This window comes from Amycolatopsis sp. NPDC021455, assembly GCF_040640995.1.
In the GTDB taxonomy this organism is placed as follows: domain Bacteria; phylum Actinomycetota; class Actinomycetes; order Mycobacteriales; family Pseudonocardiaceae; genus Amycolatopsis.
In genome coordinates this window covers 1-19,957 of sequence record NZ_JBFACT010000094.1, presented here as the reverse complement: position 1 = coordinate 19,957, position 19,957 = coordinate 1, and the positions used below count along the sequence as shown (strand labels likewise).

The 19,957-nt window shown below is 68.3% G+C and carries 21 protein-coding genes and 3 pseudogenes; 14 read left to right on the top strand and 10 right to left on the bottom strand.

All coding sequences use genetic code 11. From position 1 onward, the window contains the following. The first annotated feature begins 47 nt into the window (after positions 1-47). The 3 genes from AB0G28_RS45450 (at position 48) to AB0G28_RS45440 (ending at position 2,792) form a co-directional block, all read left to right on the top strand. Positions 48-662 (top strand): TetR/AcrR family transcriptional regulator, encoded by a 615-nt coding sequence (locus AB0G28_RS45450; protein WP_361104490.1) that lies wholly within the window; start codon positions 48-50, stop codon positions 660-662. 36 nt (positions 663-698) lie between these two features. After that, positions 699-1,193: an FCD domain-containing protein gene (locus AB0G28_RS45445; RefSeq protein ID WP_361104487.1), complete on the top strand. Its 495-nt coding sequence runs from the start codon at positions 699-701 to the stop codon at positions 1,191-1,193. A gap of 99 nt (positions 1,194-1,292) precedes the next feature. Beyond that, positions 1,293-2,792 carry a polysaccharide deacetylase family protein gene (locus tag AB0G28_RS45440; RefSeq protein WP_361104484.1) on the top strand — a complete coding sequence of 500 codons (1,500 nt, stop codon included), beginning with the start codon at positions 1,293-1,295 and terminating at the stop codon, positions 2,790-2,792. Positions 2,793-2,802: 10 nt separating this feature from the next. Here AB0G28_RS45440 and AB0G28_RS45435 read toward each other — a convergent pair whose 3' ends face one another. Together AB0G28_RS45435 and AB0G28_RS45430 are read right to left on the bottom strand one after the other, a co-directional pair. Further along, complete coding sequence (locus AB0G28_RS45435; protein ID WP_361104511.1) at positions 2,803-3,327, bottom strand: CBM35 domain-containing protein; 525 nt, start codon at positions 3,325-3,327, stop codon at positions 2,803-2,805. 152 nt (positions 3,328-3,479) lie between these two features. Further along, positions 3,480-3,830: pseudogene (locus AB0G28_RS45430) on the bottom strand (transposase); the annotation flags it as partial. A gap of 418 nt (positions 3,831-4,248) precedes the next feature. On the opposite strand from AB0G28_RS45430, the gene AB0G28_RS45425 reads away from it, so the two are divergent. Both AB0G28_RS45425 and AB0G28_RS45420 read left to right on the top strand, forming a co-directional pair. After that, entirely contained in the window at positions 4,249-4,446 is a 198-nt protein-coding gene (locus AB0G28_RS45425) for a hypothetical protein (RefSeq protein ID WP_361104481.1), read from the top strand. 160 nt (positions 4,447-4,606) lie between these two features. Then, on the top strand, positions 4,607-5,968 hold the full coding sequence (locus AB0G28_RS45420; protein ID WP_361104478.1) for a cytochrome P450: 1,362 nt from the start codon (positions 4,607-4,609) through the stop codon (positions 5,966-5,968). A 17-nt stretch (positions 5,969-5,985) separates the two neighbouring features. On the opposite strand, the gene AB0G28_RS45415 is transcribed toward AB0G28_RS45420, so the two are convergent. The 5 genes and pseudogenes from AB0G28_RS45415 to AB0G28_RS45395 all read right to left on the bottom strand — a co-directional run bounded on the left by AB0G28_RS45415 (position 5,986) and on the right by AB0G28_RS45395 (position 12,463). Then, positions 5,986-6,921: an oxidoreductase gene (locus AB0G28_RS45415; protein WP_361104475.1), complete on the bottom strand. Its 936-nt coding sequence runs from the start codon at positions 6,919-6,921 to the stop codon at positions 5,986-5,988. A 174-nt stretch (positions 6,922-7,095) separates the two neighbouring features. Next, positions 7,096-8,898 (bottom strand): cholesterol oxidase substrate-binding domain-containing protein, encoded by a 1,803-nt coding sequence (locus AB0G28_RS45410; RefSeq protein WP_361104472.1) that lies wholly within the window; start codon positions 8,896-8,898, stop codon positions 7,096-7,098. 62 nt (positions 8,899-8,960) lie between these two features. Next, positions 8,961-9,230 (bottom strand): annotated as a pseudogene (locus AB0G28_RS45405) (transposase); the annotation flags it as partial. An 81-nt stretch (positions 9,231-9,311) separates the two neighbouring features. Beyond that, the gene (locus AB0G28_RS45400) at positions 9,312-10,322 is read right to left on the bottom strand and encodes an NmrA/HSCARG family protein (protein WP_361104469.1); all 1,011 of its coding nucleotides are present in this window, start codon (positions 10,320-10,322) and stop codon (positions 9,312-9,314) included. Positions 10,323-11,278: 956 nt separating this feature from the next. Continuing rightward, complete coding sequence (locus AB0G28_RS45395; protein WP_361104465.1) at positions 11,279-12,463, bottom strand: cytochrome P450; 1,185 nt, start codon at positions 12,461-12,463, stop codon at positions 11,279-11,281. A gap of 116 nt (positions 12,464-12,579) precedes the next feature. Between AB0G28_RS45395 and AB0G28_RS45390 the strand changes: the two genes are divergently transcribed. Further along, a complete protein-coding gene (locus tag AB0G28_RS45390; RefSeq protein ID WP_361104462.1) occupies positions 12,580-13,185 on the top strand; it encodes a TetR family transcriptional regulator in 606 nt (201 codons plus the stop codon). A 485-nt stretch (positions 13,186-13,670) separates the two neighbouring features. Here AB0G28_RS45390 and AB0G28_RS45385 read toward each other — a convergent pair whose 3' ends face one another. Beyond that, positions 13,671-14,357 carry a TetR/AcrR family transcriptional regulator gene (locus tag AB0G28_RS45385; RefSeq protein WP_361104459.1) on the bottom strand — a complete coding sequence of 229 codons (687 nt, stop codon included), beginning with the start codon at positions 14,355-14,357 and terminating at the stop codon, positions 13,671-13,673. A gap of 166 nt (positions 14,358-14,523) precedes the next feature. On the opposite strand from AB0G28_RS45385, the gene AB0G28_RS45380 reads away from it, so the two are divergent. The 4 genes and pseudogenes from AB0G28_RS45380 to AB0G28_RS45365 all read left to right on the top strand — a co-directional run bounded on the left by AB0G28_RS45380 (position 14,524) and on the right by AB0G28_RS45365 (position 16,136). Further along, positions 14,524-14,715 (top strand): hypothetical protein, encoded by a 192-nt coding sequence (locus tag AB0G28_RS45380; protein ID WP_361104456.1) that lies wholly within the window; start codon positions 14,524-14,526, stop codon positions 14,713-14,715. A gap of 87 nt (positions 14,716-14,802) precedes the next feature. Continuing rightward, entirely contained in the window at positions 14,803-15,261 is a 459-nt protein-coding gene (locus AB0G28_RS45375) for an SRPBCC family protein (RefSeq protein ID WP_361104453.1), read from the top strand. Positions 15,262-15,384: 123 nt separating this feature from the next. Further along, positions 15,385-15,909, top strand: a pseudogene (locus AB0G28_RS45370) (SDR family NAD(P)-dependent oxidoreductase); the annotation flags it as partial. A 107-nt stretch (positions 15,910-16,016) separates the two neighbouring features. Further along, on the top strand, positions 16,017-16,136 hold the full coding sequence (locus tag AB0G28_RS45365) for an SDR family oxidoreductase (protein ID WP_361104508.1): 120 nt from the start codon (positions 16,017-16,019) through the stop codon (positions 16,134-16,136). Positions 16,137-16,217: 81 nt separating this feature from the next. On the opposite strand, the gene AB0G28_RS45360 is transcribed toward AB0G28_RS45365, so the two are convergent. Then, positions 16,218-16,682 carry a hypothetical protein gene (locus AB0G28_RS45360; RefSeq protein ID WP_361104450.1) on the bottom strand — a complete coding sequence of 155 codons (465 nt, stop codon included), beginning with the start codon at positions 16,680-16,682 and terminating at the stop codon, positions 16,218-16,220. A gap of 15 nt (positions 16,683-16,697) precedes the next feature. Beyond that, on the bottom strand, positions 16,698-17,006 hold the full coding sequence (locus AB0G28_RS45355) for a hypothetical protein (RefSeq protein WP_361104447.1): 309 nt from the start codon (positions 17,004-17,006) through the stop codon (positions 16,698-16,700). Positions 17,007-17,047: 41 nt separating this feature from the next. On the opposite strand from AB0G28_RS45355, the gene AB0G28_RS45350 reads away from it, so the two are divergent. From AB0G28_RS45350 to AB0G28_RS45335, 4 genes are all read left to right on the top strand, one after another. After that, positions 17,048-17,974: an IS701 family transposase gene (locus tag AB0G28_RS45350; RefSeq protein WP_361104444.1), complete on the top strand. Its 927-nt coding sequence runs from the start codon at positions 17,048-17,050 to the stop codon at positions 17,972-17,974. 189 nt (positions 17,975-18,163) lie between these two features. Continuing rightward, complete coding sequence (locus AB0G28_RS45345) at positions 18,164-18,514, top strand: helix-turn-helix domain-containing protein (RefSeq protein ID WP_361104441.1); 351 nt, start codon at positions 18,164-18,166, stop codon at positions 18,512-18,514. 108 nt (positions 18,515-18,622) lie between these two features. Then, on the top strand, positions 18,623-19,381 hold the full coding sequence (locus tag AB0G28_RS45340) for an SDR family oxidoreductase (protein WP_361104438.1): 759 nt from the start codon (positions 18,623-18,625) through the stop codon (positions 19,379-19,381). A 13-nt stretch (positions 19,382-19,394) separates the two neighbouring features. Continuing rightward, the gene (locus AB0G28_RS45335; RefSeq protein WP_361104505.1) at positions 19,395-19,874 is read left to right on the top strand and encodes an LLM class flavin-dependent oxidoreductase; all 480 of its coding nucleotides are present in this window, start codon (positions 19,395-19,397) and stop codon (positions 19,872-19,874) included. Positions 19,875-19,957 lie beyond the last annotated feature (83 nt).

The window sequence follows — 19,957 nt, the reverse complement described above, 5'->3', positions numbered from 1 at the left end:
GTTCATCATGAACTGAGTGCAAGACGCATCACAGGAACGGGTGAACCATGGCTTCGACGCGCGTGCCCCGGCGACGCAGCGAGACCCGCGCACGGCTCTTGGCAGCCGGCCGCCAACTCCTCCTCGAGCAAGGACTCGCCCAGGTGAGCATCGACGCGGTCACCGAGCGCGCGGGCTACACCCGAGGCGCGTTCTACTCCAACTTCGCCTCGATGGACGAGCTGATCTTCGCCGTCTACGGCCAGCACATGGCGGGAGTGCTGGCCACCCTGGACTCGGTCGGCGAACGCCTGACGGGTGCGGCGGCCCCCGCGACGCTCGAGCAAGCCGTCGCCGCGGTACTCGAAGCCCTGCCGTTCGACGTCAACTGGCTCGACATCCGCGTGGGATTCGCCGCACAGTCCGGCCGCGACCCCGAGCTGTCGGACTTGCTCGCCGCCCAGGACCGGCAGCTGCGCGACGGCCTGGAGCCGGCCCTCCTGCGGATCGTGACCGCCACGGGACGCCGGCTCACCGTCGACGGCAGCGAATTCACCCAAGCCATGCTCGCCGCCCACGACGGCGCGTTGGCCCACAGCGCCACCACACCGGACCCGCAACGACTCCGCGCGACGCTGTGCGCTGCCGTCTTCTCCACAATGACAGTTCAGGCAAGGTCCTGAGACGCCGAACCACTCGCCGCCGGTGCGGCGGTACACGTGGGTCGCCTGGATGACCATCTCCCCGGGATTTCCGTTGTCGATCGAAGTGAGGCCTCGCCCGAAGCCGATCGTCGTCACACCGACGTCGCCGGAGCAGTGTGCGGCGACGTAGACGGGCTCGACCTCACCGCCGGTGAACCGGGTGCCAACCCACTGGAATGTCCTGGTGAGACAGTTAAATCCCGCGTTCGATCGACCGGTTCCAAGAGTCGGTGGCCGCGGCGGCCCAGAACCCCGTTCCCGAGCGAGGCGGTCATCCAATGCCGCCACGCCCAGCGGCAGACGGCCCGTCTCGGCCTGCCTCCCTTCATCGCGGCCGGCTACGGCCTCGCCAACCAGGAGCACACCGCGATCCTCGCTGCGATCCAGGCCGGAGACGTGGACCGCGCGGGGCAGGCCGCCCGCAACCACATCGACCGGACCGAAGCCGAGAACCGGCAAGAGATCATGACGCGGCTGTGCCGGCAGGCGAAAACACCCGAAATGGCCTGACCTGGCTGCCCAGCCCGCCGGCTACTATGAGCTGTGACCTGCGCCACACAGCCTGTCGTGTGACCGAACCGGCCCGCTGCGGCCTACGTCATCCAGAACATGAAGACCGGATCATCGGTGACGCTGCTGATGCTCACCGCGACACTCCTCTCGGCGTGCACCACCGGACAGCCGGTGCCGGGCACGCCGGCTGCCGCCGGTCCCCCGCCGACACCGAGCCACCCGCACGAGATCCGCACGGTCGCCCCGACCTGGATCAGGGGGCTGCGGATCGTCAGCGACAACAGCGACTCCGCGTCCTGCCCGTGGGCGGTCAGTTATCCGGCAGTGCCCGGCGCCGACGCGCTCACCACCGCACTGCGGGAGAAAACGGAAAACCGGGTCAAAACTCTGCGCGAGAGCCAGAACGGTGTGCAAGACGCCGAATGCCCGACGGACGACGCCCCGGAGCTCAACGTCAGCTTCCGTTTCCTCGCCGCGGCCGGCGACGTCGTAGGCGTCGAACTGACCACAGTGGACCGCACCGCGGCAGGGGACGGAACCAGTGTCGCCACGTACTGGTACGACACCCGGACCCGGAAATCGGTCTCCACGAGTGCCCTCATCGCCGACGCTGCCTCCGGCGAGTTCGACGCGGCACTGACGAAGGCCCTCTCCAGCCGCGAAGGTGCTGACCCCGACACGCTGAAGGCCGCACTCGCACCGGAATATCGCACATCGACCATCAGCAACCTCGCCTTCACCGAAGGCGGCGACCTCGTCGCCGAATTCGACCAGGGAACGGTCGCGGTCGTCCCGGCCGGCCGGCAGAAAGTCGTCATCCCGAAGGTGCAGGCGGAGCCCCTCCTCTCCGACTTCGGCCGCCGCGCCGAACAACAGGCGCTCCAACCGGGCAACAGGCTCGACCTCGGCGGCGCCCCGGCCCCGGCACCACCCACGACGAACACAGCTGCCCCTCCCCCGGCCGGGCCCGCCGTCGACTGCCTGCAGGTGAAGTGCGTCGCCCTCACCTTTGACGACGGCCCCGGCCCCGACACCGCCAAACTGCTCGACACTCTCGCCCGGTTCGACGCTCACGCCACCTTCTTCGTCGTCGGGCAGAACGCCACCTACAACGCCGACCTGATCCGCAAAGAAGCCGCCGCCGGCCACGAAATCGGCAACCACAGCTGGAACCACCCCGACCTCCGGCAACTCTCCCCCGACCAGATCCACGACCAGATCGGCCGCACCGACCGGGCCGTCACCGACGCCGTCGGCCACCCACCCACCGTCATCCGGCCGCCCTACGGAGCCATCAACGACGACGTCCGCGCCGCCGCCGACCGGCCGATGATCCTCTGGAGCGTCGACACCCTCGACTGGAAATTCCACGACAGCGCCAAAGTCGCCCAGACCGTCCTCGACAAAACCAAACCCGGCGACATCGTGCTCCTCCACGACATCCACCCGACCTCGGTCGACGCCGTACCGGACATCCTCACCGGACTCAAGGAACAGGGCTACACGTTCGTCACCGTCAGCCAGCTCTTCGGCAGCAGCCACCTGACCCCGGGCAAGGCCTACGGCGACAACGACAAAGCCTTCGGTCGCTCATGAAGACCGCGCGTCAGCGCGCCGGGGCGCTGAAGCGGGCAATCTCGATCCGGTCGAGCACCGGAGCATACGACGACCGGAGCAGGATGCCGGGCCAGGTGTCCGACGCGTACGTCTTGCCGTCGAACTCCGGCAGCTCCTCGGACCGGAACGAAAGGGTGTTGTCCCCGGCCTTCAGCTGCACGGGCACGGTCAGCTCCCAGAAGTTGTTCTGGTGGAAGCTGTGCGGGAACAGCACCCGCTGGACCGCTCCGCCGTTGACCGAGATGTCGGCGTGCCGGGCCAGCGGATCCGGGTTGTAGTGCGTGGCCTCCGCCTGCTCCGGATTGGCGTAGCGAATCCGCATCGCGTACGTGCCCGGCCGGTCGGCGGTGACGTGGAAGGTCACGGTGTTGCCGTTGCCGGGCGCGACGCCCACGCCGGTGACCGCCTTGCCACCGTCCGCATTGGACAATGTCGTAACCTGGGCCGTCCCAGCGAGCTGGGCGTTCTCCGCCTGGTAGGTCTTCGCCGGCAGTGCGCCATCGGTCCGGCGCACGTCGAGCCGGTCGATCCACGACAGTGCCGCGACCCCGGTGAGGGTGACCTTGTTGATCCCGCCGGACAGCGACACCGCGGCCGAGCCGGTGCCGGCCACCTTCCGGACATCCTGCCCGTTGACCGCCAGGTCCGTGAGCCCGAAGCCGCGCACGGCGTCTTGCGCGCCCACGGCGGCAGGATCGCCGAGGAGAACCGCTGCCGCTCGCCGGTGCCGGGGTCGATCCGCTTGTCGTTGACCCGCGGTGCGCTCACCTCCACCGCGCCCGCGCTGGTCAGCACCTCGCGGGTTTCGCGGTGACCGTAGCGGACCACCAGGCGGTGCCCGTGCTCATCACGCCCGCCGGCGAACCGGGCGATACAGGCATCCACCTCGGCCTGCAACGCCTCGGCCAGCATCCGGCGCGCGCCTTCACGCACCAGCTCATCGATCACCGACGACGCGGATGAGCCGCCCGCCGCACCATCATCGCCAGCAGCAGGATCAGGGACTGCGCTCAACATCGGGTCGTACCTTCCCGGCCGACGTTGGCGCGTCGGCCATGCTTGGAAACCTCAACCGATCACCGGGAAGGAAGCCGGTACAGGTGGCGAAGTCTCACCTGATGTGGCGGACAGGGGATGCAGCCAAGGTACGGCGGAAACAAGCAATGCGGAAACAAGCAATAGAGCTGTCGGCGCTTGCTATCGCTCGGGATAGTCGCGGTAGGGATGATCTTGCCGCGCGCCGGCTAGCCGACCGCGGCGCCGGGAGAGGGTCGCTGCCTTGGCGGAGTGTGGGCTCGACCGGCAGGGCGACGTCCCGGACCTGTCCTGCGGCACGGCCCGTCGGCGGTCTGTCGTTTGCCACCGTTGCCGCTGGCAGGCGACATTCGTGGTCCGCCTCCGGTACCCGGCGGACAGCGCAATGGAGCCGGATCGCGTGGACCTGATCGAGACCGTGACCGATGGCCTCTGGCAGTGGTCCGGTGCGGCGACGTTCGCGCAATTCCGGTACGACGGACACGCCTGGATCAAACTGCCCACCGGAGGCGAGGCGGACGTCGTGGTCTCGTGCGTGCGATCGATCAGCAGCGCCGATCACACGTTGCAGCTTCCCGTGGCCGAGGCGCTGACCTGAGGCGTGGTCGTGTGTTGTTGATCTCGTGGAACCAGCTGAACGGACACATTTCTGAAACCTGTTCAAGGATAAGATCGCGACTGGAGCCCGCGTCGTAGTCACGCGGGCCCGCACGCGAGGGGGCGAACTGGTGCGAACGGCCGCACCGGACGGAGGAGACATGTCCACTGACCTCGGCGTGACCAGTCTTGAGCCACCGGCACTACCCGGAGGGCTGCCGGTTCTCGGCCACACCGTGGCGTTCGGTCGTGATCCGGTTGCCTTCCTGGTCGGGGCGCAGGAGAAGGTCGGCGACGTGTTCACGGTGCGGATCGCCGGCCGGAAGTTCACGGTCCTGTGCGGCCCGGCTGCCAACGACGCCGTCTTCCGCGCCACGGACCGCACCCTTGGGCGGCGGCGCGCCTACGAGTCGATGACCCCGCTCTTCGGCGAGAACATCTTGTTCGACGCTCCGCCCGAGGTTTTCGACGAGCACATGACGATGATGCTGCCCGCGCTGTCGGGCAACGCGGTCAGCGGGTACGTCGAGGCGATGGTCCAGGAGATCGACCGGTTTCTCGACGGCTGGGGCGATGCCGGGACGGTGGACCTCCCCGCGGCCATGAGCGAGCTGTCCGTGAACATCGCCGCCGGGTGCCTGATCGGGCCGGAGTTCGGCCGACTCGTGGGGCGTGATCTGGTCCGGCTGTTCGATGACCTGAAGGCTGCCGGAAGGCTGGCCTGGCTGGTCGGGCCGAACCTGCCCATTCCCGCCTTCCGCAGACGGGACCGGGCACGTCGCGAGTTGGTGGAGGTGATCCTGTCCGCGGCCAGGACGATCCGCCAGGAGAATCCGAGCGGTGAGCGCTTCATCGTGTCGCTGATGGAATCCCGGTACAGCGACGGCCGCCCGTTGCCTGAGGAGGTCGCCGCGTCCTTGCTGCTGGCCATCATCGTCGCGGGCGAGCACAACACCGCGGCGTTGGCCGGCTGGACGGGAACGCTGATCCTGCAGCACCCGGAAGTGGCGTCCGCGGTTGTCCGGGAGCAGGACGCGCTGGCGGCGCAAGGCGCCGGGCCGGACGTGCACGAGATGAGCGCGTTGCGCAAGTGCGTCACCGAGGCGGAACGCTTGTACCCGCCGACGACTGTGCTGCTGCGTGACGCGGAAGAGGAGTTCCACTACGGCGGATACCGGATTGCCCGTGGCAGCAGGCTGATGATCTCACCGGCCGCCTCGCACCGGTTGCCCGGGACGTTCACCGAGCCCGGCCGCTACGACCCCGACCGCTTTTCCCCGGAACGTGCCGAGCACCGCGGCACACCCAGCCCGTTGGCCGCCTTCGGCGGCGGCAAGCATCGCTGCACCGGAAAAGCCTTCGCCTACCAGGAAATCATGCTCATCTGGAGCCGGATGCTGCGCCGCTTCGACATCGAGCTCGTCGACACCGTCGTGCGGCCCGACTACGCGGCGCCCGTGGCGGTGCCACTGTCGCCCTGCCGTATCCGCTACCGCCGGCGGACCGGGCCGGCCGGCGGCTGAGTTCTCCGCGGCCGACCTCAGCGATGACCGGCGGTGCGCGACAGCGGGGAGCGCACCCCGGTCAGCCGCTCTGATTCCGCCCAGAGCCGGCGGCCCACCTGGTCGTCGCGGGCCCAGGGGGCACGCCACGCCGATGTCGACACGCCCCGGCCGACGAGCCGGGGACCGACATAGGTGTCCGGCGCGAGTCCGGGCGCGCAGGCGGCGTACAGCACCGCAAGCGCGCCCTTCTCCGGTGAACCGGCCACCAAACGGTTGCCGGCCACCAGCATCCGGTCGATCAGGGTGGGGCCGTCGGGGCCCACGGCCTTGGCTTGCAGGTCGGTCGCCACATAGCCCGGATGTGCGGCGACGGCGATCGTCGTCGCCTTCGCCGCGGAAAGACGACGGGCCAGTTCTCGGGTGAACAGCAACCCGGCGGTCTTGGACCTGCCGTAGGCGATCCACCGGTTGTACCGCCCTGGCTCGGAGAGCCGGCTCGGGTCGACCCCGGCCATGCCGTGCGCGACGCTGGAGACGCCCACCACGCGCGAACCGGGGGTGGCCAGCAGCCGGGGCAGCAACAGGCAGGTCAGTGCGAAGGTGCCCAGGTGGTTGATCCCGATGTGGGTTTCGAAGCCGTCCCTGGTGCTGCCGCGAGGCACGCCCATCACACCCGCGTTGTTGATCAGCAGGTCCAGTCGTTCGACGTCGAGATCCTCGGCGAAGGACCGCACGGACGTCAGATCGGCGAGGTCGACCAGTCGACAGTGGACATCCGCCCACGGCATCTCGGCACGGATCTTGCGAACGGCTTCCGCACCGCGCTCCGCGTTACGGCAGGCCAGCACCACTCGAGCAGCGCGGCGGGCTAGTTCTCGCACCGTGTGGTAGCCCAGGCCGCTGTTGGCGCCGGTGACAACCACTGTGCGTCCACTTTGGTCGGATATGTCGCGCACGGTCCACGCCGGCATGGCCTAGTTCCCTTCCTTGGTCGCGTTGTCCGCTGAGCGACGTTTCCTTACAGGGCAAAACCGTCGATCGCACGCGTGTGCGGGCGCGCGGCGATCCGCTGTCAGGCCAGAGATTCGGTTGGAATACCGAAATGGTCCTGGTAATCCTGGAAACGATCTCGTAGCGCGGCGAGGTCAAGACCGGTGTCGGCGAAGCGGTAGCGGGCCTCGCTGCCCGGCCGGTGGCAGGACGCGGTGATCCGCTCCCGACGGTCGGGGCATCAGGGTATCGAGGAAGGTGTTGGAGAAGATCCGGCCGGGGTCGTAGCGATCCAATGTGACCAGTGCGGCGTCCCAGTTGGCGTCGTCGTCCTGCCCGATCCGCAGCGAGTCGGGAATAGCGGAGCCCAGCACCGCGGGCTCGGCCCATGCTGCCGAACCCGAATAGGCCCACCCCTTCGACCACTCCGCACGCACAGCTGCATAGCTGCCGGTGTAGTGGGACAGCATCCATTGCTCGGTTTCGCGGTAGAACCTCTGCGACTCGGGGGTGTCTGGGAAGGTGAGCAGGTCCATCCACACTGCGGTGTCCCACTGCGGTTGGTCCGGGCGCGGGCGCACCGGGCTCAGCACGGGTTGGACCGCGTCCGCGACGCCGCAGTCGGCGGCGTCGTCCAGCCCGGTGCAGCGGACCTCCCAGGGGCCGTTCATCGGGTACTGGCCGGCGTTCCGGTAGGCGGTGAGCTTCGTGCTGAGGTAGGTGTAGAAGTCGCTGACGACCCGTTGCACGTCAGCTCGCGCACACAGGATGGCGTAGCCGTTCGCAGTCACCCGTAAAGTGGTCGGGCGGACGTAGAGTTGGGTGTTCTTGGCCCATCCCCAGATGTCAGAGGTGTCGGTCGTGAACAGACCGGCCCGGGTGATAGCCATTTCCAGGAATTGGAAGGTGGGGGTCGCCGCGCCGAAGCCGCTGACGATATCCTTGATCAGCCGGGAGACCGGCCCAGGCACCGAGTCGGCGAACGTGTAGTTGAAGGGCGTGTCGACTTCCTTGGCCGACGATGGCTTCTCGGGTGCGACCGACCAGACTTTCAGCCATGGCGCAGTGGTGAACGGGAACCAGATGGTCTCGACCCGCCCGCTGCGGTCCAGGAGCGCGGTGAAGGAGTTCGCTCCGGCCGACTCCGGCGACGCGAACAAGGCCGCAGCCGGTGTGGCGCAACTGCTCTGGCAGCGCAACCGGACATTGGTTCCCAGGCGGAGTGTTGCCTCGGTGATGAACGCTCGTCCCAGGTGGACCAGGAACGCGCCGATGTCCGGGTCGTTGCGCTGAAAGGTCTTAAGAACATAGGCGTTCACGGTGGTGTCCCAGGCCACTGCGGTAAGGGACACCACCAGATTGCTGATAGAGCCGTAGGTGTGGCCCGGTTGAGAACGCTCGCCGACCGCCGGAATCGAGGTGCCGTGGCCGCCGATGGCGAGCACGCCACCGAGGGTGACGTCGCCGGGCGCGGGGGTGTTGGTCAATCCGTAGCCGGCCTGCTCCACTGCGGTCAGCAGGCCGAGCATGGTCACGCCGCCCTGGGCGGTGACGCTGGCCGGTGTTCCCGAATCGATGCTTATCGCGGTGAGGTGCTGGGTGGTGTCGACGATGAGAATCCTGCCGTCGGCGCCTTCCGGCTCCAGCAGGGGTGACCAGCCGTGGCCCATACCGCGGGCACGTAGTCTCCAGCCGTTGGTATGGGCCCAGTTGGCCAGTGTGACCACTTCCTCCGAATTCTTCGGAGCGCACGTCCACTGCGGGCTGAGCACGATCTCGCCAGACCAGTTGGTGAAGGCCTGCCGGTAGACCGGAATGGACGCCGGGAAGTCCGCGGGCGCCGGGACGGTCGCCGCCGCGGGAGTGACGGCGAACGCGGGTGCCGACTGGGCGAAGCCAAGAGTGACGCCGACCGCGGCCGCACTCAGCACGGCACGCCGGGACAGCAGGCTTGGCACCTGATCACTCAATGGTCTGTTCCTCTGCTCGGCGCCGGAAGGTGCGGAAGATCGATTCGTTGGTCCATCGCGAGGTAGGCCGCGGCCTTGCGGAGGGACCTCGTTCTCCTGCTCCAGCAGCCGGTCGCGCTTACGCACCTCGCGTAGCTCGGCGGACTCCTCCCGGGTCACGCGGCCCGGGTGCCGTCCTCGACATCGGCGGCGCGCAGCCAGTTGGCCAGGCATGACTCGGAGATCCCGAAGTCTTTGGCGACCTGCTTCAACGGAGCCTCACCACGACGGGCCACCGCGATCACGTCGTCACGGAACTCACGAGGGTAGGGCTTGGGCACGGTGACATCCTGATGAGAGGCCGAAGCCTCACAGCCGAGGTGCCGGCCAGACCCTGGGCAGACCCCACGACCGCAAACCGACTAACGACGCGCGACTGAGTCATTGTCGTACTGAGTCAGTGGTAGTTGACTCCAGTTCTGCTCGGCAACGGCGGCCTGCACGCGGTCCCGGTTCTGCGCCGCCCAGGTGGCGAAGGTCATCAGCTCAGGGTGAAGCTCCCGAGTGGCGGACACGTCACGCGGGCCCACAATCACGTCTTCGTACTCGGTGAAGAACTGGAACATGTTCGCCACGTCGTCGGCAAGGTAGAAGCCGGCCTCCCGGATCGACTGTACGGAGAGCGGGCGGTACGTGACCGTCTGTCCCAGCACGTCCGAGAACTGCGCCGCCATCTGCGTTCCGGTCAGGTGTTCGCCGGCGATGCTGACGGTGCGGCCGAGGAACTCCTCGCGGCGCTTGAGGATGCTGAGCACCACTTTGCCGACGTCGGCGGCGGCGATACCCGACAGCCTGCTGTCGCCTATCGCCAGCGCCAGGGTCAGGGTGCCGTCCTCGTTGCGCCGCAACGGCATCACGCTGGCGAGGTTGTCCCAGAAGAAGGACGTCCGAAGGAACGTCGTGGGCACACCGATCTCGGTGAAGTAGGCGTCCGCCGACGCCTTGGCATCCATGTGCGGGACCTTGAACCCCAGAACGTCCGGGTAGCGCTCGTCATCCGCCGGGATCGTCTGGCGGGTGTCGTCGTTGGTCGACCAGATCGCGTGTCCCACGCCGGCCGCCTTTGCCGCGCGCGCCATTGCGTGAGCCTGGTCGATCTCGGCCTTCGGGTCCATCAGCTCCGCCCAGTTCGTAACGAGATACGCGGCGTCAGCACCCTCGAAGGCCGCCCGCAGGCTCGCCTCATCCGACGAGTCCGCCTTCACGACCTCCGCCCCACGCTCCCGCAACGCCTGCGCGGCCTCGGAGTCGGGGTTACGGGTAATCGCCCGCAGCGCGAACTCGCCCGCCGGGTCAGCGAGAATCGCCCGGGCGAGCCCCCCGCCCTGTTGGCCCGTGGCGCCCACCACAGCAACGACCTTCTTAGCCGTCATCGACTTCTCCTTAGTTCCGTCGCAAGACGGAGACAACTCTCCGTTTCCGTGAACATACGGAGATAGCTCTCCGCTTGTCAATGGAGGCACTGACATGACAGCCACCACACCGCGACCGCTGAGGGCCGACGCCGCGGCGGATCCGCGAGCTGGCCCGCGAGGGCAGGGAACTGCTGGACCTCAGCGGGCCGCGCGAAGCCCTCTTCATGCTGCTGCGCAAAGTCGTCCTGGAATGGGGACCCACCGACCGCGGCCTGGTCGAGTCGCTGGCCAGCACCGTCGGACAAGAAGAATGCGTCCCTCGCAGCGCACGCGAAGACTTCACCTCCAGCGACGAGGGGGAAACCCTCATCGTCGGCTGCCAGGCGATGCAGCAATACCGCCCTGACCGCGGCGGAATAGTGGATCCCGCGGCCGGCCAGCTCGGCGTTCAGAGCCGGCGCGTAGTTGCGCAGCGCGGCCGCAGCGATGGCCGCTGCTGCCGAACGGTCCGCCGCGGCCGGACCGACGAAGCGCCGCTGGACGGCAGGAGCGTCCCGCTGCCCCGGTCGAGCATCGCCGGAAGCACCTCCCGCACCGCGGCGACGGCGCCGTACCTGGAGTGGTCGATCTGCGGCTGGAGATCCTCGGCTGTCGCTTCCGCGGCGGCGACACCGGCTAGGCCCCGATCTGCCGGCGAGTACTCCACCACGCCGATAGTCCCGAAGCGGTTCGCCGCGGCAGCGAGCGCGGAACGTACGGTGTCCAGATGCATCACGTCGGCTGGAAAACCGCGGCCTCGATGCCTTCAGCCGTGAGCTGGGCGACGAGACCGTCGAGCTTCTCGCGGTTCCGGGCGACGAGGGCGACCTGGCATCTCTCGTTTCCGGACCGGCGCGCGATGGCGAGCCCCAGCCCGGGACCTGCGCGGCGATGGCGATGACGGGCATCTGCCGAGCCCTGTTCGAGTGGTCACTTCACCAGGTGACGGGCAGCGACTTCAGGCCGAACACGACCGTGAAGTGGCGGAACTCGACCGGCTCGGCCACCGCCAGCCGCGGGAATCGCTTCAGCAGGGCGGGAAAGGCGATGCGCATCTCCATCCGGGCCAGCGGCGCCCCGAGGCAGTGGTGCAGACCGTGGCCGAACGCGACGTGGCCGGCGGCTCCGCGGGTGATGTCCAGCGTGTCAGCCTCGCCGATGAACGCGCCGTCCCGGTTGGCCGCAGGCAAGGACAGCAACACGAGGGAGCCGGCGGGGATCTTCTGCCCGGCCAGTTCGACGTCGGTCGTGGTCGTCCGCGGCGGCAGCGAGTGCACAATGGACAGCCACCGCAGCAGCTCCTCGACGGCCGGCTCGACCCGGGACGGGTCCTCGCGGATCATCGCCAGCTGATCCGGGTGCTGCAGCAGCGCCAAGGTCCCGAGGCTCAGCATGTTCGAGGTCGTCTCGTGCCCGGCCAGCAGGAGCAGGCTTGCGATGCCGATCAGCTCGTCGGTCGTCAGGTCGTCGCCGTGCTCGCGGACCAGCATGCCCAGCATGTCCTCGCCCGGCTCGGCCCGCGCCCGGGCGACCAGGCTCGCCATGTAGGCCCGGTCCTCCCGCCGCGCCGTGATCCGGTCTTCCATGGGCAGCGAGATGTCCAGCAGGCGGCTGGAGCGGTCCTGGAACTCGGCCCGGTCGGCATACGGGACGCCCAGCAGTTCGCAGATCACCAGGGACGGCACCGGCAACGCGAAGTGCGCCACCAGATCCGCCGGTTTCCCGGCCCGCTCCAGATCGTCCAATGCGGACTCGACGATCTCGGTGATCCGCGGCTCCAGCCGGCGCATCCGCCGCACCGTGAACTCCGGCGTCAGCATCCGGCGCAGCCGGGTGTGCTCGGGCGGGTCGAGCCCGATCAGGTTCCCGGCCCGCAACGACGCCTGCTCGTCCTCACTCCCCTGCGCCGCGCCCGGCAGGCCCGCAACAGCGCTGCTGAACCGAGCCGCATCCGACAGCACCTCCCGGACGTCCTCGTAGCGGAGAACGAGATACGCGGGCACCCCGAAGGGCGTCACCACGCGCAGCACGCCCTCACCATCGCGGGCCCGCGCCAGCTCCTCGACCGGGCCGAACCCATCACGCCGCATCTGCAGCGGCAACTCCGGCGCTTCCGTCATCGCCTGTCCACCCTTCCCCGCATCTCCGTGAGATCCATCGCCCAGGCTGCCACCGGTGGCACAGTGTGTCAACCAAGGCCCTATGTGCCGAAAGGAGCGCGAGGTAACATCCAGGCGTGGACACGACGATCGCCGAGCGCAAACGCCGGCTCGTGCGCGACGAGCTGACCGAAGCCGCGGTGCGGCTGCTGGCCGATCAGGGTTTCGAGGAGACGACCGTCGACCAGATCGTGACGGCCGTCGGCATGTCGCGCCGCACGTTCTCCCGTTACTTCGAGTCCAAAGAGGACGTTGTCGTGCACATGCTGGCCGGAGCGGGAGCCCGCCTGTGCGCGCAACTGCGGGGCCGGCCCGCCGACGAGCCCCCCGCGCAGGCCCTCCGGCACGCGCTGTCCGTCTTCACCGCGATGAGCGTCGCCAACCCCGCCAAGACCCTGCTCGTGAGCAGGCTGATCCTCGGCACCCCGGCCCTGCTGGCCCGATTCCTGGAACGGCAGACCGTCTGGCAGGACGACGTGACGGCGATCCTCGCCGAACGCACCGGACTCGACTCGAACACCGACCTGCGCCCGACGCTCGCGGCCGGAGTCGCCCTCACGGCGTTCAACGTGGCGCTCCGCCGTTGGGTGGCCGGCGACGGTGCGGCCGACCTGGACGCACTGGTCGACCAGGCATTCACAACTGTCGCGCCGGCGCTGGACCTGACCACCGACGCGAGCTAACGCCGGAATTGCCGCCGAAGGCGCGCAGTCCCGGCTGCCGGGAAAGCCACGGATGATCGTCGCCGTCGACAGCCAGGCTGCCGGCGCGGCGCGGGGGCCGGCATCCCGCACCAGCAGGTGACCTCCACTCCGATACCCGTCGTCCGGGAGCCGGCCTTTCCGCGCCGGTGAACGTGAGCTGTCCGGAGGCTTCAAGTGATGCGCGGCGGGCTTCGGCCTGGGTGCGGGCGTGGCGGTCCTGGCCGTAGTGGAGGTGGCAGCCCTGGCACATGGCGCGGAGGTTGGCGGAGTCACAGTTCTCCGGCGTGTGGTCGAGGTGCGCGGTGGCCGGGACGACCTTGGAGCCGGTGCCGTACGCGGGCTGTCCGTCGAGGTTGGGGCAGCGGCCGGTGTGGGTGCCGAATCGGTGAACGAACCCTGCTCGTGGTGTAGCTCCGGCCGATTCGAGCGGTAGCGGCGCTTCAGCGGCGTCCGGTGCGACATTCTCAACTGCCTCGCTGGCTGTGTGCGGCGTCGAGCCTCGGGGTTGATGGCTGAGGGGCCGGTCCGGGCAGCAGCCGGTGCAGCAATGACTGTTCCAATTCGGTCAGGATGTCTTCACTGCTGGTGTGGTGACCGGGCAGGGTGTGCCACAGGACCAGTTGGCCGTGCAAGGCGGTCCACAGGTGGATGCCGACAATCTCCGCTTCCGATCGACGGGCGGGCGCGATCGCCGCGAGGTAGGTGTCCACGGCGTGAGTCCATGCCTGGAGCACGGTGCCGAGGGGGGTGTCGGCGGAGGGCCGGCGCTCGGGTTCGTATTCCAGGCTGAACATCAGCCGGTACCGGCGGGGCTTGTCGATGGCGAACCTGCGGTAGGCGGTGACGATCGCCCGCACGCGCTCCCACGGGTCCGCGCCTACCGCGGTGGCCGACTCGCCGGCCTCGCTCATCGCGACGGCCAGTGCTCGGTAGGTCACGTCGAGGACAGTGGTCACGAGGTCGGCCTTGCTCTTGAAGTGCCGGTAGACGCTGGGTGCGGCAATGCCGACCTCGCGGGCGACCCCGCGAAGGGAGAGCGCGTCCTCGCGCCCCGTCTCCTCAAGGATGCGGGTCGCCGCGCCGAGGATCTCCTGCCGCAACCGCTCGCCTTCGCCCCGCACGTTGGGAACTCGCTTGATCTGCGACGTCATCGCCTCCTCGCCACCCGCGGCAGCTTACGGCTCTCGGTGCACCCCCCGCCTTCAACGGTCGGCGCTTCGTCCCAGCCGACGAAGGGTCTTCCCGCACTTAGGGTAACACTGTTAGTCTAACTTCTGCTCGACTAACAATGTTAGTCGATGATGGAAGGGCGCACTCATGACCTCGTCTCCAGCTGTTCCGAAGGAGATCCTCTCCGGCACCTGGAGCCCCGACCGGCTACCCCTGCGCACTCCGGCCGATCTCGACGCACTCGACCTGGACGCCCGCTACCCCCTGGCCGACGCCGGGGCCGCGCACCACCACGCCGAGCAGCGCGGCCGGATCGGCCGGGTCGTGATGGTGCCCTGACGTTCTCGGCGAGCACCAGCCGAACCAACCCGTGCCGGCGATGGCCCGCACTGCAACAGACGATCAGAAGAGAGAAGGAGAAATATCATGACCGTGCTCATGGAAGTTCGCTACGAAGAAGCCGGCATCAGCTCGGTGACGGTCGATGTCGTCGTCGAAGCCAGCGCGGAGTTCACCTGGGATGCCGTGCGCGATGTCTATGCGTTGGACACCCGGCTCATCCCGGCATTCGCGACCCACGTGGAAAAGGGACCGGACAGCAGGACCTTGACGCTCGCCAATGACATGAAGATCACCGAGCGCATCATCGAAGTCAATGATGACGCCCGAATGCTCACCTACCAAACGACCGAAGGCGGGCCGCTGACAAACCACCTGGGGTCACAGACCGTGCGGGAGGACGAAGAGGGAGTCCATCTCGTCTGGACGGCCGAGTTCACGTCCGCGTCGGTCATCGACTACGTCACCAGCACCATGCGGACCGGCGTGGAACTCATGAAGAAGACGATCGACACGGCGTTCGCCGACCGGCGAGACCCCTCATGACCACCTCCGGGCAGGGCATGGCCGCCGCCGCAGCCTCCTGGGCGCCCAACGGCCGTTCGCACCCGTCGCCCTGCGTGCCCGCTGGCAAGACGCCGTACCCGCAACTTCCATCGGAGTGACAGCATGAGCAAGGAATTCGAAGGACGAGGCGTGATCGTCACCGGCGCCGGGTCCGGTATCGGACGCGCCGCCGCGCTGCAGTTCACGAGCCGGGGAGCCGGGGTTCTCATCACGGACATCAACCCGGTCGGCGCCGAGGCCGTCACCAAGCAGATCGAGGCGAGCGGCGGTACCGCCCGCACGGTCATCGGCGATCTGAGCGACCAGCGCACGGTCGACGAAGTGATCACCACCGCGGTCGAGTCCTTCGGCCACCTCGTCAACAACGCCGGGATCATGGACAGCATGACCGCCACCGCCGACGTGAGCGACGCCGAATGGGAACGGGTCATCCGGATCAACCTCACCGCCCCGTTCCTGCTCACCCGCGCCGCCCTGCCCCACCTGCTCGCCCACGGCAACGGCGCCATCGTCAACACCGCTTCGGAGGCAGCCCTGCGCGGCAGTACCGCCGGCACCGCATACACCGCCTCCAAGCACGGCATCATCGGACTGACGAAGTCGACCGCGGTCATGTACCGGGATCGCGGTGTCCGGGTCAACGCCATCGCCCCGGTAGCACCGACAACCCCATCAAGGACACGCTCACCCTCGATGACGACGGCGCCTCCATCGTCGGCCGCTGCCGGGAGAACGTGGGCCGCCTGGCCGCGGCGGAGGAAGTCGCCGCGGCCATCGTGTTCCTCGCCTCTGACGCGGCGAGCAACATCACCGGCGCCGTGCTCCCGGTCTACAACGGGTGGTCGGCCGTCTGATCCAGCCACTCATCCGGCGTCCGGCGCCGGGCACGTCCGGCTCACGATGTCCGGCACCGGGATCTACCAGCACCTGTCGGTTCAAACACCCGCCTTCCAGCTAACCGATTCATGCGTACGGCAGTGAGCCGAGGCCCAGGTGAGCCGTCGCCTGGTGGCCACGTTCTGCGGCAGCGTCTGCGGGTGGCCGTTCGATGGGGCCGACGCACCGTGGCCGCCACGCCTGCCACCTGCCACGGGTTGGCTACTTCGACTGGCGAAATACGGGACGGCCTCGCCGTCACCGGAGCTTTCGAACCGCACCTTGACACAGGCAGCGGTGAGGTCGTCGTCGGGCAGCCGGGTGTGGGGAACCGACCACGTCACGACGGTCCCCTCCCCCGAAGCCGGGGCGTGCTCGAAGCGCGCCCGGTCGAAGGAAGTGTCGGTGCGCGGGTTGAGCAGCTCGCCGGTCACGGTGTCGCGCACCAGCAGGAACTCGCCGCGCGCTGTGCCGTCGAAGAACGCCGGCGTCTCCGCGTCGCGGCGGACGGGGAACAGAGCCATCTTCCGCAGTCCTTTCTAGACCGTGCCGAGCACGAGTGTCGCGTGGTGGTCGAGAGTGCCACCGTTGCCGGAGACAAACACCCGGTCGTGCCGCTCGACTTGCCGCTCCCCCGCCTGCCCCCGGGCCTGGATCACGGCTTCCGACAGCGGGGTCATGCCCCACAGGTAGTACGACGACAGCTCCCCGCCGCCGGTGTTCACCTTCAGCTTCCCCGCAGGCCCCAGCGTCCCCGGCTGCGCGAGGAACGGCCCGCCTTCACCCTTTTCGCAGAAGCCGTAGTCCTCCAACGTGATCAGCGCGGTGAAGGTGTAGCAGTCATACACCTGCCGGGTGGGCCGGCGAGTTCGTCGCCCCGGATGCGCTGGTGATCGATGACACCGGGTTTCCGAAGGACGGCAAGGACTCCCCGGGTGTGGCGCGGATGTACTGCGGTGCATTGGGCAAGACCGGGAACTGTCAGATCGGGATGAGCGTGCACGCGGTCCTGGGACGAGACCAAAGCCGCAGACGACAAGGCCAGGCCGAGATCAAGGCGCGGCGGGCCCGCAGCGCGATCCCGGACGAGCTGCGGCATCGGGAGAAGTGGCGGCTGGCGCTGGACATGCTCGACGACGTCACCACCGAGTGGGGGCTGCCACGGCGGCCGGTGGTGGCCGACGCCGGCTACGGCGACGCCACCGAATTCCGGCTCGGCCTGACCGAACGTGGCCTGACCTACGCCCTCGCCGTCAGCCCGACCGCGACCGCCCAGCCCGCCGAAGCAGTGCCCGTGACACCGGCCTATCGCGGCACCGGACGACCGCCACAGCCGCGCTACCCCGACCCGCCGCAGGACCTGAAGAGCCTCGTCATGGCAGCCGGGCGGTCGGCGGGCCGGTACGTCCTCTGGCGGCACGGGTCGAAGAAGTCTCCGGGCAATCCCACGGCGAGGATGCGCTCGCGGTTCCTCGCGCTGCGGGTCCGCCCGGCCAACCGCAACATCCCCCGCGGCAGCGACGGCTGCCTGCCCGAATGCTGGCTGCTGGCCGAATGGCCGCCCGGCGAACCCGAGCCCACCGACTACTGGCTCTCGACCCTGCCCGCCGACACGAAGCTGCGGGACCTGGTGCGGCTGGCCAAAATCCGCTGGCGCATCGAACACGACTACCGCGAACTCAAAGACGGCCTCGGCCTCGACCACTTCGAAGGCCGCTCCTGGCTCGGCTGGCACCGCCACGTCACCCTCGCCGCCGTCGCCCAAGCCATCTGCACCCAGCTCCGCCGCACCCCAAAAGCCCCTGCGCAGGCCTGACCCTCTACGCAGTCCTGCGCCAACTCCAAACTCTGCTCGCGGTCTGGACAGGTGTCTGCCACACCTGCCGACAACCCATCCAGACCCGAACCCCGCAACAGAAACCCCAGCTCAACAGCACGTGACAAAGCACTACTAGCCCGTACCCTGATCTGTGGAACCCCGGCGATACCACTGTACGCTGACAAAATGGCAGGTACCGGCAAAAAAGTAAGCTCACCGCACGACGCGGCCTGTGTGGTCGATCACGTCCAAGCCGGCTTTCGGGTACTTGAGGGACGCTGGAAACTGGTGATCGTCTATCAGCTCTTCCGGCACACTTCCCTGAGGTTTTCCGAACTCGAGAAGCTTATCCCGGCCGTGACACAGAAAATGCTGATCCAGCAACTGCGCGCCCTGGAGGCCGACGGCGTGGTCGCACGCACCGCCCATCCGGTCGTCCCGCCCCGTGTCGAATACCGGCTCACCGAGGAAGGCCTCGGCCTGCGGGAGGCCCTCAACGCCCTCAACCGATGGGCACGCGCTCACCATCGTGCGTGACCTTACTTTTTTGTCAGTACTTCCCATAAATGGGAGCGTGCGCTTACGGTCGAGGAATAGTCAGTTCAGCGGCTTTCTGCCGCAATGCCCCATGAGGAGGAACAGGTCATGCTCGAGGGGAAGGTCGTCGTGGTGTCCGGTGTCGGAGACGGGCTCGGTCACCAGGTCGCCGCCGCTGTCGTCCGGGACGGCGGCTATGCGGTGCTCGGAGCCCGCACGGAGGCGAACCTCGCCAAGACCGCCGCCGCCATCGACCCGGACGGAACCCGGACGGCCTACCGGGTTACCGACATCACCCGGGACGACGACGTCGCCGCTCTGGCGGAACTGGCGAGCGAGCGGTTCGGCGCCGTGGACGCGCTGGTCAATGTCGCGGCCATGTACATGCAAACCGGTGACCTGGAGGAGGCCGACTTCGAGATCTGGAGCCAGGTCGTCGACGTCAACCTGATGGGCACCCTGCGGATGACCCGCGCGTTTCTCCCCGCCCTCAAGGCGCGCGGAGGCTCGGTCGTCCTGATCGGCACCCAGGCCGAGATCGATCCAAATCCATACGCGTCCCTGACCGCCTACTCAGCCTCCAAAGGCGCGCTGACGTCCGCCATGTACTCCCTCGCGCGGGAGTTGGGTCCCCACCGGATCCGGGTCAATTCCGTGCTGCCCGGCTGGATGTGGGGTCCGGTAGCGAAGTCGTACGTACGCGAGTCGGAAGGGGATCTGCTCGCCCAGCTGACCGAGCGGATGGCACTGCCCGAAATGGCCACCGACGGAGACGTCGCGGAGGCCGTGGTTTTCCTGGCGTCCGACCGCGCCCGCGCCATCACCGGGCAGACCCTCCTGGTGAACGCGGGTGAGGTGATGCGGTAGCCCCGGTGAGCAACTGCTCCGTTCACGGGCGGAAGGCCGCAAGCATGAAGCTGTCCATTCTCGACATCACCACACCCCGATCGGCGGCAGTCCCGTCGAAGCGTTCGCGAACAGCGTCGACCTCGCGAGGCACGCGGAACGCCTTGGCTACCAGCGGATCTGGTTCGCCGAGCACCACGGGGTGAGCGCGAGCACCGCCTCCAGCACCCCCGAGGTGCTGGTGGCGCGGGCGGCGGCGTTGACCGACCGGATCCGTGTGGGATCCGGTGTGGTGCAACTGAACCACTACAGCCCCTTCAAGGTCGCGGAGACCTTCGCCGTCCTCGACGCGATGAGCCCGGGACGCATCGACCTCGGGATCGGCCGGGCCAGCAGCGCGCCCGCACTCGATTTCGCACTCCGCCGCGTCCGCTCCGCCGCCCCGGTCGACGATTACGCCGAGCAGGTCGCGGAGGTGAGACGCGACGCGACACCCGCGAAGGGGGTTTCTTGATGCGTCAGAACCGCCCTCGCACGCTATCCCGGCGCTTCGCCCGCGCAGCGCTGGCCGGCGCCACACTCCTCGCGATCATCGGC

What these genes read in the sequence shown, in the direction of transcription:
- AB0G28_RS45420 (WP_361104478.1), top strand. Translation starts at nt 4,607, where the DNA reads ATGTCCACTGACCTCGGCGTGACCAGTCTTGAGCCACCGGCACTACCC.
- AB0G28_RS45380 (WP_361104456.1), top strand. Translation starts at nt 14,524, where the DNA reads ATGACCTCGTCTCCAGCTGTTCCGAAGGAGATCCTCTCCGGCACCTGG.
- AB0G28_RS45400 (WP_361104469.1), bottom strand. Translation starts at nt 10,322, where the DNA reads ATGACGGCTAAGAAGGTCGTTGCTGTGGTGGGCGCCACGGGCCAACAG.
- AB0G28_RS45345 (WP_361104441.1), top strand. Translation starts at nt 18,164, where the DNA reads ATGGCAGGTACCGGCAAAAAAGTAAGCTCACCGCACGACGCGGCCTGT.
- AB0G28_RS45440 (WP_361104484.1), top strand. Translation starts at nt 1,293, where the DNA reads ATGAAGACCGGATCATCGGTGACGCTGCTGATGCTCACCGCGACACTC.
- AB0G28_RS45415 (WP_361104475.1), bottom strand. Translation starts at nt 6,921, where the DNA reads ATGCCGGCGTGGACCGTGCGCGACATATCCGACCAAAGTGGACGCACA.
- AB0G28_RS45340 (WP_361104438.1), top strand. Translation starts at nt 18,623, where the DNA reads ATGCTCGAGGGGAAGGTCGTCGTGGTGTCCGGTGTCGGAGACGGGCTC.
- AB0G28_RS45360 (WP_361104450.1), bottom strand. Translation starts at nt 16,682, where the DNA reads ATGGCTCTGTTCCCCGTCCGCCGCGACGCGGAGACGCCGGCGTTCTTC.
- AB0G28_RS45395 (WP_361104465.1), bottom strand. Translation starts at nt 12,463, where the DNA reads ATGACGGAAGCGCCGGAGTTGCCGCTGCAGATGCGGCGTGATGGGTTC.
- AB0G28_RS45375 (WP_361104453.1), top strand. Translation starts at nt 14,803, where the DNA reads ATGACCGTGCTCATGGAAGTTCGCTACGAAGAAGCCGGCATCAGCTCG.
- AB0G28_RS45385 (WP_361104459.1), bottom strand. Translation starts at nt 14,357, where the DNA reads ATGACGTCGCAGATCAAGCGAGTTCCCAACGTGCGGGGCGAAGGCGAG.
- AB0G28_RS45450 (WP_361104490.1), top strand. Translation starts at nt 48, where the DNA reads ATGGCTTCGACGCGCGTGCCCCGGCGACGCAGCGAGACCCGCGCACGG.